This window comes from Aureimonas jatrophae (genome assembly GCF_900104035.1).
Lineage (GTDB): Bacteria > Pseudomonadota > Alphaproteobacteria > Rhizobiales > Rhizobiaceae > Aureimonas > Aureimonas jatrophae.
In genome coordinates, this window is the sequence record NZ_FNIT01000014.1 from 38,198 (window position 1) to 55,013 (window position 16,816).

Consider the following 16,816-nt stretch of genomic DNA (forward strand, 5'->3'; position numbering starts at 1 on the left):
ATGTCGCTCCAGACCGAGGCGGTCACGACCTCACGCAGGCAAAGGGCGTCGGCAGCGCGCTGGCGCCCGGCCTTGCGCCTGAAGGACTCGGCGGCGGTCCGTTCGCTTCTGACCCTCATCGGTCCGGTTGCGATCCTCTGCCTGTGGCAGGCGGCGAGCGGTCTGGGACTCATGTCGTCGCAAGTCCTGCCGCCGCCGTCCCTGGTTTGGGAGACCCTAGTCGATCTCGCGAAAGCGGGCGACCTGTCTGTTAACCTGGCCTTGTCGGCGCGGCGCATCCTCTTCGGGCTCGTAATCGGAGCGCCGCTCGGCCTTGCCTTTGGCTTGGCGCTGGCCCGATCGCAACGGCTCGAGGACTATCTCGGCCCAACCTTTCGAGCCCTTGCCGCCGTCCCGTCCCTCGGGTGGATTCCGGCGCTGATCCTGGTCCTCGGCATCGAGGAGTCGCTGAAGATCGTGATCCTCGCCAAGGCCTGCTTCGTTCCGATGGCGATCGCCGCCATGGAGGGCGGGCGGGCCGTCCCGCGCGAGCTGTCCGAGGCAGCCGACGTCATGCGCCTGCGGCCCCTCTCCCGGTTCCGCCGGCTGACGCTTCCGGCCGCCACGCCGTTCCTGTTCCGCGGCCTGCGCCTCTCGGTCGGTCAGGCCTTCGTGTCGCTCGTCGTGGTGGAGATGCTCGCCGGCACGGACGGCATCGGCTATCTGATGGTGTGGGGCCGCACGCTCTTCCAGCTCGATCTGGTGATCGCCGGGATGATCGTGGTCGGCGCGACGGGTTTTGCAATCGACTCCTTCCTGCGCCATGCGGAGCGGTTGGTCGCGGGTCGGTACGGCGCCGATGTCTGAGATCGCTTCCCCGCCAACGCCTGCCTCCACTGCAAGGCTCCGATACGTTCGGGGCGGCGCGGTTCCAGCAGCGATGATCCTTCTCTGGATTGCCGCGGTCGCGTCCGGCATCTGGTCGGGACCGCTGGCCGTCTCGCCCGTCGACGTCGCCCTGGCCCCCTTCCTCGACCCCAACGGACGGCAGGCCTGGGAAGCCCTCGCTCAAAGCCTGGCACGGGTAGCGACTGGAGGAGTCCTCGGAGGCCTGCTCGGTCTTGCCGCCGGCGCCCTATGCGGACTCTCCCGCTCCGCGGGGCGGGCTCTGTCGCCCCCGCTTCACGCGGCCCGGCAGGTCGCCCTCTTTGCCTGGATCCCGCTGCTGACAGCATGGTTCGGCAACGGCGAGGCGACGAAGATCGCCTTCACCACCCTTTCGTGCTTCTTTCCGATCTTTCTTGCCACCGAACGCGGCATGCACGACGTCCCGCCCCGGCTGGCGGAGGTCGGCCACGCGCTCGCGGTCCGACGCCGGACCCGTCTGCTCAGGCTCGTCCTGCCATCCGCCCTTCCCTCCATCCGCATCGGCGTCGACGTGGCGCTGATCTCGGCTTGGATCGGCACGGTGGGCGCCGAATATGCCATCGGCAACGGACGGGGCGTCGGCAGCTTCCTTGCCAGCGCGCGCGACCAGTTCCGCATGGATCTCGTCGCGGTCGGTGTCATCGTCTTGGCCGGGGTGGGCGTTTCGCTCCACGCGCTGTCGCGCGTGGCATTCAACCGAATGTTTCCCTGGCTGGAGGCGTCCCGATGAGCGCGCTCGAACTTCGCGGCGTCACGAAGGATTACCGGGTGGATGGCCTGCCGGTCCCCGTGCTGAGAGGGGTGAACCTCGACGTGCAGGAGGGCGAGATCGTCGCGATCCTCGGCGCTTCGGGATGCGGCAAGTCCACGCTCCTACGACTCGCCGCCGGTCTCGACCGCGATTATTCGGGAAGCGCGAGAGCGGAGGGACGCGACATCGTAGGGCCCGACACCGACCGCGGCCTCGTGTTCCAGGACCACCGCCTGTTTCCGTGGCTGACGGCAGCCGAGAACGTCGACCTGGCGCTGGACAGCCTCGGCCTTGACGCGGCGGAGCGGAGCGAACGGGTTCGGCGCCACCTCGACCTCGTCGGCCTTGCCGAATTCGCACGAGCCTATCCCCGCCAGCTTTCGGGCGGCATGGCCCAGCGCGCGGCAATCGCCCGAGCGCTTGTGACCGAGCCGCGCGTCATCCTCATGGACGAGCCCTTCGGTGCACTCGACTCGTTCCTCCGTATCCGCCTGCAAGAGGAACTGCTCCGGATCTGGGAACGCCGCGCCGTCTCTATCGTCATCGTCACGCACGACATCGAGGAGGCGCTATTCCTAGCTGATCGCGTGGTCGTCATGTCCTCTCGACCCGGACGTATCGTCGAGACGGTGGTCGTCGACGCGCCCCGTCCCCGCGACCGCAACTGTGCCGAACTGGTCGAACTCAAGCGCCATCTTCTGTCGGGTCTGGGATCGCAGCACTAGCGCGGTCGGGGATGCCTGTTTGATCTCGCGCTTCCCGATCAGACCGTACGACGCGTTTCATTCGTTGCGAGCCACGAAGGATGCTCGGCCCCGCGGCATGCATGGTCCGCCCGTTCTCTAGGGAAAAGGAGCCGAGATCGCGTGGTCTTGGCAGCGATCCTGGGCCGACGTCGGAAGGTATTGCCGACTCACGATATGCGCCACGACGATGCAACCGCGGTCCGGGGCAACGCAACGAACTGCAAGCTCGACAGTCTAGTTTTTTCATAGATAGATAGGGAGAATCAGCGCCGGATTGGCAAGCGAGGGCATATGCAGAGGTCGGACATGTGGACTGTTGTGGTCCCCTCCGCATCGCACGGCGAGGCCTGACGAGATGCAGGCCGGACGGATCCTGATCATCGGCGGGGGCGCGAGCGGCGTCTTGCTGGCAGCGCAGCTCCTTCGGGTTGATACGGATAAGGTTGCCGTAACGATCATCGAGCGCCGCGCCGAGATCGGCGCCGGCATCGCCTACTCGACCGATCATCCCGACCATCTCCTCAACACCCGCACCGCGGGCATGAGTGCCTTTCCCGATGATCCGGATCACTTCCTTCGCTGGCTTCACGACAACAGCCAAGACCATACGCAGGACCTTCTCGATCCCGGCGGCTTCGTCCCGCGCCGCCTTTACCGGGACTATCTGCGCGGTCTCCTGGATCCTTGGGCGAATCGTAGCGACGGTCGCCTTCGCGTCGTACATGGCCAGTGCGTCCGATTGGAGAACACGCCTAGAGCGATCCGCGCGATCCTTGCGGACGGGAGCGTGGAGGAAGCCGACGTAGCCGTGCTCGCGACGGGACATGCCGAGCCCCAGCATGCATCCGGCGCCCGCATCTCGGGTCCTTGGTGCAGCGCGGACGAACTGTCGATCGCTCCTGACGATGCAGTTCTCATACTCGGCACCGGACTGTCGATGGTCGACAACGTCGCGCTTCTGAGAAACCGAGGCCATCGCGGGCCGATCACCGCAGTATCGCGCCGGGGCCTTCTACCCCGTGTTCACGCATTGACGGCGACGATCCAGATCGAGGTCGCCGACGTCCCCTTCGGCGCCCGGCTCTCGGAGCTGACGCGTTGGCTGCGACACGCAGCCCGGTCCGCGTCCGAACACGGCGGCGACTGGCGCGGCATCGTGGACGCGCTGCGCCCCCACATGGGCGCTCTCTGGCAGTCCATGCCGGTCGAAACGAGACGCCGCTTTCTGCGCCACGGCCGCACGTTCTGGGAAGTCCACCGCCATCGGATGGCGCCGCAGGCCGCTCGCATGATCCGCGATGCCATGGCATCGGGGCAGTTGCGGGTGGTGGCAGGTCGCATCCATCCCGGGTCGCTTGCAGGACATGGATCCCGCGTCACGTTGACCGAGCGCGGAGGAGAAACGCGAACGTTTCCGGCGGATCGCATCATCGACTGCACCGGTATCCTTCGCGATCCCACCACCAGCAGCGGCCATCTCGTTGCCGAGCTGATCCAGGAAGGTCGCGCTCGCCTCGACCCGCTCGGCATCGGGATCGATGTGCACGAGGACGGTTCGGTTCTCGATTATGCAGGCACGCCCTCGTCACGCCTGTTCGCCGTCGGGCCGGTGACGCGGGCGCGCTTCTGGGAGATCACGGCGGTCCCCGACATCCGCGTCCAGTGCGGGAAGCTTGCCGCGACGTTCGTGGAAGGCGTGAGAACGAGCCGGTCTCGGTCAGCGGCGAACCCTTCTTCCAACGCGTGATCGAGGACTTCAGCTAACCTCTGCCGTGAAGGTGCGGGCGCGGCAGTGAGACATTGGTGCCCGGAACGGACCGCGGCCTTGCTCTTCAGAACTGAAAACCGTTCCCTTCCCTCGCAGGCTGAGGCCTGAAACGTCGGAATCGACGGCCTTCCGCCTGACGCGACCCTACCGGGTTCGACCCTATCTTTGCGCGGCACCGGCTAGGGCGCCCGTGACGCGTGTGATCGCAACCGAACGCGGATCTTGACGGCGAGCAGGGTCGTCCCCGGAACGGCGCGTCGGTTTGACCGATCGCGAGGACGTTCGGCCAGCCGCCGGCTCCGATGTTGCGGAACAGAAAACTGGAATGTCTTTTCCTGTCTTGCGGCGACGTCAGCATCGACGTGCTTTTTCAATCTACAAAAAAGATAGACATTTGGCTCCGGGTCGGCGGTGCCGACGCCCCGAGTGACAGCCTCTTCGAAGGAACGCCGACATGATCCGAAGCCCCTTCCCCGCCCTGACCCGCCGTGGCTTCGGCATGATGGCGATGGCCTTGACGCTCGCCGCGTCCACGGCCCTCGCGCAGGAGACCCCGAAGACCGGCGGGACGCTGATCTATCTCGAGCAGCAACCCCACACCGTCCTCTACCCTCCGGCCGGTGGCTTCTATCCGAACGGCGGCATCCTCAATCAGATCACCGACAAACTGACCTACCAAAACCCGAAGACGCTGGAGATCGAACCGTGGATCGCCGAGCGTTGGGAGGTGAACACGGATTCCACGCAGTACACGTTCCATTTGCGACCCGGCGTCACCTTCTCCGATGGCACGCCGCTTGATGCCGCGGCCGTTGCCTTGAACTTCGACACGTTCGGCCTCGGCAACAAGGAGCGCAACTTTCCGGTTTCGGAAGTAGTGAACAACTACGAGCGCTCCGAGGTGCTCGACCCGCTCACCGTACGCTTCCGCTTCAAGGCGCCGAGCCCCGGCTTCCTCCAGGGCACCTCCGTGATCGGCTCCGGCCTCGTCGCGCCCGCCACCCTGAAGCGCAATTTCGCCGAGCTGGGCGACGCCAAGCTGATCATCGGGTCCGGTCCCTTCGTCGTGGAGAGCGAGACGCTCGGCACCGAGCTCGCCCTCAAGGCACGCGAGGACTACGCCTGGGGCCCCGCGAAGCTTGGGCATCAGGGCCGCCCCTTCCTCGACGCGATCCGCTACGTGATCGTACCCGAGGACGGGGTGCGGATCGGTGCCCTCACCGCGGGACAGGGCGATGTCGTGCGGCAAATCCAGGCCTATGACGAGGATGGGCTGACCTCGCAGGGATTCACGATCGCCGCCCCCTCGACGCGCGGCGTCAACAATTCCATCGTCTTCCGGCCGGACAACCCGCTGGTGGCAGACGCGAAGGTTCGCCGGGCGCTGCTGCACGGGACCGACCGCCAAGCCATCGTCCAGACCCTGTTCTCGAAGAACTATCCTTTGGCGACCTCGGTGATCGCCTCGACCGCGCTCGGCTACGTTGACCTTTCCGACAAGCTTGGCTTCGATGCGGCCAAGGCCGCTTCCCTTCTCGACGAGGCCGGCTGGAAGGTCGGTGCGTCCGGTCTGCGCGAGAGGGACGGACAGCGTCTGGAACTCACCGCCTACGAGTCCCTGCCGCAGCCGCAGAACAAGGCGGCCCTCCAGCTCGTCGCGCAACAATGGGGGACGCTTGGCGTGAAGTTGAACGTGCTCGGCGGCGACGCGGGCTCGGCGGTCGCCGACAACCTCGATCCCGCCAAGACCGCCGTCTCGCCGGCCATGGTGGGCCGCGCCGATCCCGACGTCCTGAAAAGTCAGTACTACCCCAAGAACCGAAACGTCCTCCTCCAGACCGGCGGCGTCAGCGGCAAGGTGAAGAGCTTCCGGGACGACAAGCTGAACGGACTGCTAGAGGGCATCGCGGCGGAGACCGATCCGGAGAAGCGTTTGGCGCTGGCGGGCGACGTCCAGCGCTACGTCGTAGACGAGGCCTACGCGATCCCGATCTTTGAGGAGCCGCAAGTCTACGGCTCGGCACCCTACGTGAAGGGTCTTGCCTTCGAGGCCGTCGGGCGCCCGAGCTTCTACGGCGTCTGGCTCGATAAATGACCGGACGTCTCGTCTTGGGTCGCCTTGCACAGGCGGCCTTCGTCCTCTGGGCGGCCTTCACGGCCTCTTTCGTGCTGCTCCAGCTCATGCCGGGCGACGCGGTGTTGATCCGCTTCGTCGGCGGCGACATGGGGCTGAGCCCGGAGGCGGTGGCGAACATCCGCGCCTTCTACGGCGCGGACGATCCGGTATGGACCCAATATCTGCGCACGCTCGTCGGCTTCCTCGGAGGCGACTTCGGCTTCTCGATCGCCTCGGGCGCCTCGGTCGCCGGCGAGATCGCGGCCAACCTTCCCGCAACGCTCTGGCTTTCGGGTCTGGCCTTCGTCGCAGCGATCGCCCTGGCGCTGGCCGTCACGCTCCTCGCGACGCTGCCGCCCTTCCGCCTCCTGCGTGAGACCTTCGCGGCGCTGCCGGGTCTGCTCGTCTCGATCCCGGTCTTCTGGCTTGGCATTGTGCTCGTGCAGATCGTGTCCTTCCGCCTCGGCCTCGTGTCGGTGATCGCCCCGGGACCCTGGGAGCGCCTGATCCTTCCGGTCGCGGCCATCGCGGTTCCCATCTCCGCGCCGATCGCGCAGATCCTCCTGCGCAATCTCGATGCCCTGTCGACGCAGGGCTTCGTCACCGTCGCCCGCGCCAAGGGCGCGACGCGGGGCCAGGTCCTCCTGCGCCATACGCTGCGCAACGCGCTCCTGCCTGTCCTCACCATCGCCGGCCTCCTGTTCGGCGAGCTTCTGGCGGGCGCGGTCGTGACCGAGACCGTGTTCGGCCTCAACGGCATCGGCCGTCTAGCCGAGCGTTCCGTGCGCAACCAGGATGCCGCCGTCCTCCAAGCGATCGTCGTGGTCGCGGCGTTCGGCTTCGTCGCCGTCAACCTCCTCGTCGATCTCCTCTACCCCCTGGTCGATCCCCGCCTTTGTCGAACTGCCGAGGTGACGGCATGAGCACCGTGTCCTCCATCGCACCGCTCCCGGACGCGACGTCCCGCACCTTCCGGCCGGGCCGCCTTCGGCACCCGCCGTTCGTCCTCGCGCTGTCCACGGCCGTGCTGGCGCTCGCGCTTCTATTCGCCGTCGCGCCCTCGCTCTTCAGCGGGCACAGCGCGATCGCCGGACTGGCCGGGCAGCAGTTGAAGCCGCCATCGATCGCCCATTGGCTCGGAACCGACGAACTCGGCCGCGATGTCTATGCCCGGATCGTGCACGGCGCTCGCTATTCCTTGTCCGGCGCCGCGATCGCGGTCGGGATCGGCCTCGGTCTCGGAACGCTGGTCGGCCTTCTGGCCGGTGCGCTCGGCGGCCGGACCGACGGCGTGCTGATGCGTCTCGTCGATGTCATGCTGGCAATCCCGACCTTGCTCCTGTCGCTCGCCTTCATCGTCATCCTCGGCTTCGGTCATGTGCAGGTCGCGGTCGCGGTCGGTATCACCTCCGTGGCGAGCTTCGCGCGCCTCGTGCGCTCCGAGGTGATGACGGTCCGCCGGTCCGACTACGTGGAGGCCGCCTTCGGTTCGGGGGGCACCTTTGCCGCGGTGCTTTGGCGCCACGTCCTGCCGAACTCGATGACGACGGTTCTGGCCTATGCCGCCCTTCAGCTCGGCTGGGCGATCCTCCAGATCTCGGCACTCGGTTTCCTTGGATACGGCGCGCCGCCGCCAACGCCCGAATGGGGCCTCATGATCGCGGAGGGACGCAACTACATGGCCCGCGCGTGGTGGCTCACGGTCTTCCCGGGTCTCGCCACCATCGTCGTCGTGCTCGCCGCCAACCGCGTCGGCCGCGCCCTGTCGGGACACGGCCGATGAGCGCCGCACACGCAAGCGTCCCGCCCCTTCGCATCGAGGGCCTGAACGTGAGCTACGACGGCCGCGCGGTGGTCCAAGGCGTCGACTTCGCGGTCCGGCCGGGCGAGGTCGTAGCGTTGGTCGGCGAGTCGGGATCCGGCAAGACCACGACCGCCCAGGCCCTCATCGGCCTCCTGCCGGCCAACGGGCGCGTCGAAAGCGGCCGCGTCCTGCTCGGCGGCGAGGATGTGTCCGGCTGGTCGGACCGCCGCCTGTCCGCCCTTCGCGGCCGGGTCGTCAGCCTGATCCCTCAGGACCCCGGCTCCTCGCTCGATCCCGTGCAGACGATCGGAACGCAACTCGGGGAGGTCTTCCGCCTCCACGGACATCGCGACAGACGCACCATCCGCGCCGAGGTGCTCGACCTTCTTCGACGCGTCGGCCTATCCGAGCCGGAACTGCGGTTCGCACAGTACCCGCACGAGCTGTCGGGCGGCATGAAGCAGCGCGTGCTGATCGCCATCGCGCTGGCCCTGAAGCCGCGCCTCGTGATCGCCGACGAGCCGACCTCTGCGCTCGACGTCACGGTCCAGCGCCGCATCCTGGACCTCATCGACGAGCTACGCCGCGAGCACGGGACGGCCGTCCTTCTCGTCACGCATGATCTGGCGGTCGCGGCCGACCGGGCCGACCGCATTGTGGTGATGCGCGGCGGCCGGATCGTCGAACAGGGGGACGCGTCCACGCTGCTCTCGGCACCGCGCGAGAGCTATACACAGCGCCTCTTGAGCGATGCGCCGGCCTTTGCTGCACCCGCGCGGCAGACAACCGCGCCGATCGACGCGCCGCCGATCATCGAGGTGGAAGGGCTGGTGCAGGACTTCCCCGCCGGCCGGGGCCGGTCCCGCGCTGTCGACGGCATCGGGTTTCGCATCGCATCCGGTACGACCCACGCTCTCGTCGGCGAGTCCGGCTCTGGCAAGACTACGACGGGCCGCGCCGTGCTCGGCCTCCTCCAGCCGACCGCGGGTCGCGTCACGGTCGCCGGCCAGGACGTCGCGAAGCTGAAGGGGGCGGCTTTGCGCAGCTACCGGCGGACGATCCAGCTCGTCTACCAGAACCCCTTCGCTTCGCTCGATCCGCGCCAGAGCGTGCGCGAGATCGTGGAGGAGCCGCTTCTCAACTTCGAGCCCGTTTCTCGAGAGGAACGCCGCAGTCGGGTGAGTGCCATCCTCGAACGCGTTCACCTGCCCGCCGATCTCGCCGAACGGCGTCCCGCCGCCCTGTCCGGTGGCCAGCGCCAGCGGGTGGCGATCGCCCGCGCGCTGATCCTCCAGCCCCGCGTCCTAGTGCTCGACGAGGCGGTGTCGGCGCTCGACGTCACCGTCCAGGCGCAAATCCTGCACCTCCTCGACGAGTTGCAGCGCGAGCTTGGGCTCACCTACCTCTTCATCTCGCACGACCTCGCCGTCGTGAGGGCGATCGCCGATACCGTCAGCGTCCTTCGGGCGGGAAAGGTCGTCGAGGAAGGGTGTGTCGAGGACGTCTTCGCCCGTCCATCCGCCGCCTACACGCGCGAGCTCGTCGACGCCATCCCGGGTCGCCCCCGACCGACATCCTTCCACGAGGTCGCATCCACATGACCAAGCGCATTGGGTTCTTTACCCGCATTCTCGACGACGCAGAGCCGGCAGAACGGTATCGGCTGGCCCGCGAGCAGATCGTCTATGCCGAGCGTCTCGGCTTCGACACGGTCTGGATCGCCCAGCACCACTTCAACCGCGACGAGGGCGGCCAGCCCTCGCCCTTCGTGTTCCTGGCCAACGTCGCCGCGGTGACCTCCCGGATCCGGTTGGGAACCGGCATCGTGACGCTGCCGCTCGACGAGCCGGTTCGCGTCGCCGAGGATGCCGCCGTGCTGGACGCGCTGTCCGACGGTCGGCTGGAACTGGGCCTTGGCTCCGGGGGGACCGCCTCCTCGTTCGCCGCTTTCGATCTCGACAGCGCGGAGCGGGGCGCGATCTTCGGGCGCAAGGTCGAGACGCTTCGCCGGGCGCTGCGCGGCGAAGCGCTGGGCGGCGATAACCGGCTCTACCCCTCGGCCGGCGACCTCGACCGGCGCGTCTGGCAGGCGACCTTCTCCGCGTCGGGCGGCCAGCGCGCGGGCGAGGCCGGCGACGGGCTGCTCCTGTCGCGCACGCAGCCGCGCCCCAAGGGCCGACCGGATCTGGCGTTGGCCGAACTTCAGCTTCCGATCGTCGAGGCCTACCACGCCGCGCTCCCGCCGGGCGTCGCGCCGCGTATCCTCGCCTCGCGCAGTGTCTTCGTCGCTGACCGGCGCGACGAGGCGCAGCGTCTGGCCGAGATCGGCCTGCGGCGGGTCGCGGCTCACTTCGCGGCTCACGGACACGTGCTGCTCGGCGACGGTCTCGACGATCTCCTGCGCACCTTCGACAGCCATGTCGGCACGCCGGACGAGGTGGCGGAAAGCCTGTCGCGCGATGCGACGCTCACGCATGCGACCGAGGTATCGGTTCAGGTCCATTCGATCGATCCGCCGCACGCCTCGATCCTGCGCTCGATCGAGCTCTTCGCCGCGGAGGTCGCCCCCGCTCTCGGCTGGCGGGACAGGCCGCGTCCGGTCCTGGCTCGCGCGGTCTGACATTCGAACCATCACGAGATACCCATGAGCCAACCATCCGCCGACATCATCGACACCTTAGCGGGCGTTCGCGCCGGCTCCGCGCTGGACGCCATCCGAGCCAAGCGATCCGTCGCACGCGAGAATGCGCAGCGGAGCTACGAGCTTCTGCTTCATCCCGCCGATCCGAGCGACGTGAGCCTCGAGGAGCGCCGTGCCGTGGCCGCCTTCGTCGCGCTTCTCCATCGGGACGACCCTATCGCCCGGCATTACGTCGACCTCCTTGGTGCGCCCGACCTGAGACGCGCGCTCGAAGCGGAGGTGCAGGAGGCATCAGCCGAAGGTCCCTATGGCAACTACCCGCCGGGCCCGTTGAGCGGCGAGGATCAGGACGGGCCGGTCTATCACGTGGGCGAGGACGCACGGGCACGCCTCGGCACTCGTCTCGCTGCCGCGCTGGAGCACGCGCATCTTCTGGTCTTCCACCCGCGTGACGCCAGGGGCGAGGCGCTGGGCCGCCTGGTCGCCGCGGGCTGGAGTGCGGACGGGATCGTCACCCTGTCGCAACTCGTCTCGTTTCTTGCCTTTCAGATCCGCGCTGCGATCGGACTGCGCGCGCTGGTCCAAGCCGGAGAAGCCGCATGAACGCTCCCGTCGCCGCTTCGGATGCCTCCGTTCTTGTCAGCCATCCGGACAATCGCGAACCGAGCCGCTTCACGCAGGACGAATTGAACTGGCTGCCGGCCCTCGCGCCCCTCAAGCTCGATGAGTTGACCGAGCGGCACTACGAAGGCCTGACCGAGAAAAGCCGGGCCCAGTCCCCCTACTTTCGGCTGCTCGCGCGCGATCCCGAGGTGCTGGGCGCGCGCACCCGCACCGACAAGGACATCTTCTACAACGCGGACGGTGGCCTGCCGCGTGCCGAACGGGAACTGGCCGCAACCGCCGTCTCGCGCGTCAACGGCTGCATCTTCTGCGCCTCCGTCCACGCCCGCTTCGCGACCCGGCACTCGGGCCGGCGCGAGGACGTCGACCGGTTGCTCGAGCAAGGGGTGTCGGTGGACCTCGATCCACGATGGAATGCGGTCATCGCCGCGGCCGATCACCTGACGCGGACGCCGACCGATTTCGGCACCGATGCGGTTGTCAGCTTGCGGCAGGTCGGATTGCGCGACGACGAAGTAGCCGACCTTATCTTCGCGAGCGCCTTCTTCAACTGGGCCAACCGACTGATGCTTTCGCTTGGCGAGCCTGAGGGTGAGGCACCAAAGGACTGAAGGCGCCGCCCACGGCGACTCCCCATCTGGAAACTCCGCCTTCCTTTCGCTGCGATCGGCCGCTCAATCGAACGGCTTTTCGGAAATTCAGCGGGTCAAGCTGAGATTGCTGAGTTCCGGAAGAGTCGATCAGCCTGATAAGGTCTTCTCTCAGCGTGTGGCACCCGCATTGCGAGCGGAACCAACCGAGGCGCTGGAGTTCGGCATGACCTGCGTATGGAGTATTCGGAATCTGCCGCTTGGCGCGATCAGAATGTCGAAGCCGCGGCACCCTCCCGCCGCCACGTACTCATAGGTGGGATTGGCAACCCTCTCCAACACTCAGACGTCCGGAGTTGATACCGCCACCTTCGACCCTTCCAAGACGTCCAGCACGTTGGCGCGCGACGCCGAAAGCGGACGTCGCGGAAGCGCAGCGGGTGTTTATGCTCCCCCGCACTAGAGCAGGCCGGGGTGAGGACCACCCAGGCTTGAGACTGCCGACCCTTTGTGTTGGGAAGGGGCGACCCTGCCGTCCGCGGCAGATGCCGCCCCGGACGTTGGAGTCCGGGGAAGCCTTCGTATGGTTTGCCCTACGCTGAGCCTACTGCGCGGTCGGTATGTTGAGCTGTGTCGGCGCGGTGTTGGCGGGAATGTCGATCGCCTTACCCTGGTTCAGGATCTCGCCGTTGCGCTGGTCGGTCGGCGTCGACTGGACGTAGGAGCGCATCATCCACTGGTACTTTCCGAGGCTGCCCTCGACCTCTTGAAGGATGTTGGAGGTCTCGGGATCGTTCTCCTCGGACGCCAGGATGCCACCGCGCACCTCTTCGCCGACCTGCTTGTAGGCCAGCGTGAACCAGCGCACGACCTCGGCGTCGTCCACGAAACCACCCGGGAACTCCGGCAGCGATGAGGTCTGAACGATCGTGGTCGCTCGTCCGTCCGACGAGACGCCGATGGCGAGCAGCCGCTCGGCCACCGTGTCGGCGAGCTTGCTCCAGGTCTCGTACTGCTCCTGCAACTGCTCATGCAGGGGATAGAAGAACGGACCGCTGACGTTCCAATGGGCTTGCTTGGTCTGGAGCTGCAACGTCTGGAGCTCGGTCAGGGTGTTCTGAAGCGAGCGGACCGAGGCCTTCAGTCCTTCCTCCCCGCCGTTGGGCGATATGTACGGGGCCGAGCTCACCTGATTGTTGGGAAACGGCGCCTGGTCCTGCGGCAAGGCGAGCGAGGCGTCCGGCGAGCTGGACCCGTCCGCGCCGACGCGCCGCAAGGCAGGGGCTAGGTCGCGCCCTTGCGAAGAGGTTGCCGCCTCAATCGCCTCCTTCCCGGACGATGCGCTGTCGCCGGACGAGGCCTGACTTGGGGACGAACTCTGGTTGGCAGGAGCGCTTTGGTTTGGCGACGGCTTGGGCGGAGCGGGCGGCGGTGGAGTCTGGGCAAGCGCCGGATAGGCGGCGCCCGATAGGCAGGCCAGTAGCAGAGATGCGGTCAGGAGCGTCGTGCGCATGATATCGCCTTGGCTTAAGAGGATGCCCTCACAAGCATCCCAGCGCCGACCGGGTTGCCCCTATACGAAAGCGTATACAGGAGGCTCGTCGGTGCCTTCGTCGAGGGCGTAACTCTCATCGGAAGGCGCCTTGCTTCACCACACCCACATGCGATTCAGAAGGCCATCGCGCCGGATGAACTGGTGGTTGAGCGCGCCGGCGACATGCAAGGCGGTGAGCGCAAGGATCGCCCATCCGTTCTGGGTTTGAGCCAAAACCTGGTGCGCGAGAGAACGGTGTCGGGTATGCCTGCGGTTCGGATTTGGGGAGCAAACGGAAACACGTGCCGGACAGGTTCGAACAGGATCGCATTCAAGGCGAGATCGGTCGCTCGTCGGCCTCCAGAGACCCGTTCGCGGCGGCTGTTCGTGCCACCCGCATGCCGATGGTCATCACCGACCCGTTGAAGCACGACAACCCGATCGTCTTCGTGAACGCGTCGTTCGAGCGGCTGACCGGCTACACCCGCGAAGAGTGCGTCGGCCGGAACTGCCGCTTCCTGCAAGGACCGGGCACGAACCCCGACGACGTCGCCAAACTCCGCGAAGCGATCGCGAACCGAACGACGGTCGAGACCGAGATCCTGAACTACCGGAAGGACGGGTCCACGTTCTGGAACCACGTCCTGATCTCGCCCGTGTTCGACGACGACGGCGTGGCGGCGTTCTTCTTCGCCTCGCAGTTCGACGTGACGCCCGAGCGCAACCGACTGGCGGAGGTTCAACAGGACCGAGCCAACCTAGAGCACGAGATCGAGCGGCGTATCAACGATCTGGCGCGCACCGAGGATCGGCTGAGGTTCACGTTGGGAGCGGGCCGCCTCGGAGCGTGGACGCTCGACCTGAAGGACCGCCGCCTCGTCTCGTCGGCACGATGCAAGGAGAACTTTGGTCGCGGGCCGACCGACACGTTCACCTACGACGACCTCGTCTCGTCGATCCACCCGGGCGACCTTCTACGATGGCAGGAAGCGCTCAACGCTGCGATCACCGACGACGGAGGGGAGTTCGGCATCGAGTACCGGGCTGTGGCACCGGACGGTCAGGTTCGGTGGGTGGAGGTGCGCGGTCAGGTGAACCGCGATGTCGACAGCGTACCGATCGGTATGGCTGGCGTGTCGATCGACATCACCGCCCGAAAGCGATCCGACGAACACCGCGAGCTGCTGGCGGGGGAACTCGATCACCGCGTGAAGAACACGTTGGCGAACGTCCAATCCATCATCAGCCAAACCTTGCAGTCCGCCCCATCCCTCGAGGAAGCGGCCAAGATCCTGAGCAGTCGCATTCAGGCTCTCGCATCGGCCCACGAGGTGCTTCTGAGCGATGCCGTGACGTCGGCGGACCTTCATCAGCTCATCGCGAACGCCCTCAAGCCGTTTCTGATGGCAGGGGATGGGCGGATCAGCGTAACCGGCCCGTCGATCCGTCTCCGGTCTCGGGTTGCGACCACGGTGACGCTCGCGATCTACGAACTTGCGACCAATGCGGCCAAGTACGGTGCGCTCTCGACCAAGGACGGGTCTGTCTCGATCATGTGGAAGATCGATGGGGCGTTGAACGACAGGTTCGAGCTGTGCTGGGAAGAGAGCGATGGACCGGCGGTCGCCGCTCCAATGCGGCGGGGCTTTGGATCGAGGGTCTTGGAACGTGCCCTGCCGTTGGAGTTGAACGGCACGGCGACGACGGACTACAGGCCGATGGGGTTGCGATACTGCCTCCAAGCTGGCCTTTCCGGGATCGTCGAGGGTGCGCCCGTCTAGGGCTTCCCCTACACAACATGCCTCTTCCGATCGCCGCGCTGACGCATACGTGATCGCTCTAGCTGCAATGTTCGCTAGAGAAGGTAAGCCAACTCAAAGCAGACTGGCAGGTTTCCACCCGGGCGTGCCGATCGGCATTGAGGAAGCGGACACCCGAAAGCCGTCCATCCGTTTTCGACCCCTTATCGCCCTTCCGACGCTCTAATCGCCTTTCCTGAAGCAGTCATTCGCGACGGATATTGAGACGGCAGGAGCTTGGCCGATTGAGGTCGATACGGAACGGCATGCTCCGACCTCCCTGGCGGGTCGGGCAAAGAGCAGTCAGGATATCGCCTCACGCAACTCCCGCAGGGCTGCCGAATGGAGCGCCGGCGTGGCAGCGACCAGCACGGGACCACCCTCCTCGGCCCGTGCACCATCCAGCCGCGTGACGACACCGCCAGCGCGCTCAATGATCGGGATCAGCGCGACGATGTCGTAGGGCTGGAGCGAGGGCTCGAACGCCAGGTCGATCCGTCCCGCCGCGATCATAGCCATCGCATAGCACTCGCCGCCGTATCGGGTCATTCGGACCGCCGCCGACAGCCGTTTGAAGCCTGTGGCCAGCTCGTCGCCGAAATGGTCCGGCGAGGTGGTGTGGAGGATCGCACGATCCAGACTGCCGACGTCGCGAGTGGCGAGCCGCTGGCGCACACCGTCACGCTGCGTCCAGGCACCGTCGTGATCGGCCCAGAACCGCTCACGGGTAAACGGTTGGCTCATCATCCCCAACTCGGCACGGCCATCGATCGTCAGCCCGATCAGCGTGCCCCACACCGGCAGGCCGCAGATGAACGGGCGCGTGCCGTCGACGGGATCGAGCACCCAGCGATAGCGTCCGCTGCCCGTCAGACCCATCTCCTCGCCCAGGATGGCGTGGTCGGGAAACCGATCACCAATCGCCGCCCGGATCGCGATCTCCGCCTCGCGGTCCGCCTCAGTGACGGGATCGAAGGTGTAGCCCTCCTTGGGTTTTGTATCGACGATGAGATCGGTGCGATAGCGCGGCAACGTCTCGGCGTCGGCGATGTCGGCCAAGCGGTGGAGGAAGTCGGCATCGCGCAGGTTCATCGTTTCGCTCCAAAGGATGTTGCGGTCCGCGCGCACAGCGGCATCAGGCAGAGAAGAGCTGCCAGCAACCAGAAGGTCGCAGCGAGCCCGATCCCCCTGGCGACGAAGTCCATTCCGGCGGGTCCGACGAGTATGCGTTCATAGCCGATCGTCGTGACGGCAACGATTGAAAGGCCGGCGGGCATCGCGGTCTGCGTGACGGCCCGGCGGAACAGGAAGGTGACGGCGTTCGAGACGCCGCAGCCGATCAACAGGATGCCGACCAGCGCGAGCGGCACTGCCGCCGCCATCAGCATGACGACGTAGCCGAAGACAGCAACGAGGCATCGTTTGTCGATCGCCCAACCGCGCGACTACGGCATCCCCGTTCAGTTCGATGGCGAACATGCTGTAGCCGGGTCGCGCCGATCCTTTTCGACGAAGCGGACGCTCGGAAGCGATCCTT

At 66.7% G+C, this 16,816-nt stretch carries 15 protein-coding genes; 12 read left to right on the forward strand and 3 right to left on the reverse strand.

What is annotated here, in order from left to right; translation table 11 throughout:
- The 11 genes from BLQ76_RS19755 to BLQ76_RS19805 all read left to right on the forward strand — a co-directional run bounded on the left by BLQ76_RS19755 (nucleotide 1) and on the right by BLQ76_RS19805 (nucleotide 11,967).
- Nucleotides 1–846, forward strand: a complete 846-nt coding sequence (locus BLQ76_RS19755) for an ABC transporter permease (RefSeq protein ID WP_090676824.1) — start codon at nucleotides 1–3, stop codon at nucleotides 844–846.
- Between the two features lie 73 nt (nucleotides 847–919).
- Nucleotides 920–1,636, forward strand: coding sequence for an ABC transporter permease (locus BLQ76_RS19760; RefSeq protein WP_244519745.1), 717 nt, complete (start codon nucleotides 920–922; stop codon nucleotides 1,634–1,636).
- Nucleotides 1,633–2,382 (forward strand): ABC transporter ATP-binding protein, encoded by a 750-nt coding sequence (locus BLQ76_RS19765; protein WP_090676826.1) that lies wholly within the window; start codon nucleotides 1,633–1,635, stop codon nucleotides 2,380–2,382. Before BLQ76_RS19760 ends, BLQ76_RS19765 begins: the two co-directional genes overlap by 4 nt.
- 376 nt (nucleotides 2,383–2,758) lie before the next feature.
- The gene (locus tag BLQ76_RS19770; protein ID WP_090676828.1) at nucleotides 2,759–4,150 is read left to right on the forward strand and encodes an FAD/NAD(P)-binding protein; all 1,392 of its coding nucleotides are present in this window, start codon (nucleotides 2,759–2,761) and stop codon (nucleotides 4,148–4,150) included.
- 520 nt (nucleotides 4,151–4,670) lie between these two features.
- Entirely contained in the window at nucleotides 4,671–6,266 is a 1,596-nt protein-coding gene (locus BLQ76_RS19775) for a TIGR04028 family ABC transporter substrate-binding protein (RefSeq protein ID WP_425285182.1), read from the forward strand.
- Nucleotides 6,263–7,210, forward strand: coding sequence for an ABC transporter permease (locus tag BLQ76_RS19780; protein WP_090676831.1), 948 nt, complete (start codon nucleotides 6,263–6,265; stop codon nucleotides 7,208–7,210). Before BLQ76_RS19775 ends, BLQ76_RS19780 begins: the two co-directional genes overlap by 4 nt.
- Nucleotides 7,207–8,070, forward strand: coding sequence for an ABC transporter permease (locus BLQ76_RS19785; RefSeq protein WP_090676832.1), 864 nt, complete (start codon nucleotides 7,207–7,209; stop codon nucleotides 8,068–8,070). Before BLQ76_RS19780 ends, BLQ76_RS19785 begins: the two co-directional genes overlap by 4 nt.
- A complete protein-coding gene (locus BLQ76_RS19790) occupies nucleotides 8,067–9,692 on the forward strand; it encodes a dipeptide ABC transporter ATP-binding protein (protein WP_090676833.1) in 1,626 nt (541 codons plus the stop codon). The genes BLQ76_RS19785 and BLQ76_RS19790 overlap by 4 nt, the downstream gene beginning before the upstream one ends.
- On the forward strand, nucleotides 9,689–10,711 hold the full coding sequence (locus tag BLQ76_RS19795) for a putative FMN-dependent luciferase-like monooxygenase (protein ID WP_090676835.1): 1,023 nt from the start codon (nucleotides 9,689–9,691) through the stop codon (nucleotides 10,709–10,711). The genes BLQ76_RS19790 and BLQ76_RS19795 overlap by 4 nt, the downstream gene beginning before the upstream one ends.
- Before the next feature lie 24 nt (nucleotides 10,712–10,735).
- Nucleotides 10,736–11,335, forward strand: coding sequence for a CMD domain protein (locus BLQ76_RS19800; RefSeq protein WP_090676836.1), 600 nt, complete (start codon nucleotides 10,736–10,738; stop codon nucleotides 11,333–11,335).
- Nucleotides 11,332–11,967 carry an alkylhydroperoxidase domain protein gene (locus BLQ76_RS19805; RefSeq protein WP_090676838.1) on the forward strand — a complete coding sequence of 212 codons (636 nt, stop codon included), beginning with the start codon at nucleotides 11,332–11,334 and terminating at the stop codon, nucleotides 11,965–11,967. The genes BLQ76_RS19800 and BLQ76_RS19805 overlap by 4 nt, the downstream gene beginning before the upstream one ends.
- Nucleotides 11,968–12,550: 583 nt before the next feature.
- Here BLQ76_RS19805 and BLQ76_RS19810 read toward each other — a convergent pair.
- Nucleotides 12,551–13,459: a Dps family protein gene (locus BLQ76_RS19810; RefSeq protein ID WP_090676839.1), complete on the reverse strand. Its 909-nt coding sequence runs from the start codon at nucleotides 13,457–13,459 to the stop codon at nucleotides 12,551–12,553.
- A gap of 323 nt (nucleotides 13,460–13,782) precedes the next feature.
- Here BLQ76_RS19810 and BLQ76_RS19815 point away from each other — a divergent pair, with 323 nt between their 5' ends.
- Complete coding sequence (locus tag BLQ76_RS19815; protein WP_090676841.1) at nucleotides 13,783–15,261, forward strand: PAS domain-containing protein; 1,479 nt, start codon at nucleotides 13,783–13,785, stop codon at nucleotides 15,259–15,261.
- A 321-nt stretch (nucleotides 15,262–15,582) separates the two neighbouring features.
- Here the strand turns inward: BLQ76_RS19815 and hisN are convergent, their stop codons facing one another.
- Both hisN and BLQ76_RS19825 read right to left on the reverse strand, forming a co-directional pair.
- Entirely contained in the window at nucleotides 15,583–16,371 is a 789-nt protein-coding gene (hisN, locus tag BLQ76_RS19820) for a histidinol-phosphatase (RefSeq protein WP_090676842.1), read from the reverse strand.
- Nucleotides 16,368–16,667, reverse strand: coding sequence for an MFS transporter (locus BLQ76_RS19825; protein ID WP_090676844.1), 300 nt, complete (start codon nucleotides 16,665–16,667; stop codon nucleotides 16,368–16,370). Before BLQ76_RS19825 ends, hisN begins: the two co-directional genes overlap by 4 nt.
- Nucleotides 16,668–16,816: the final 149 nt, after the last annotated feature.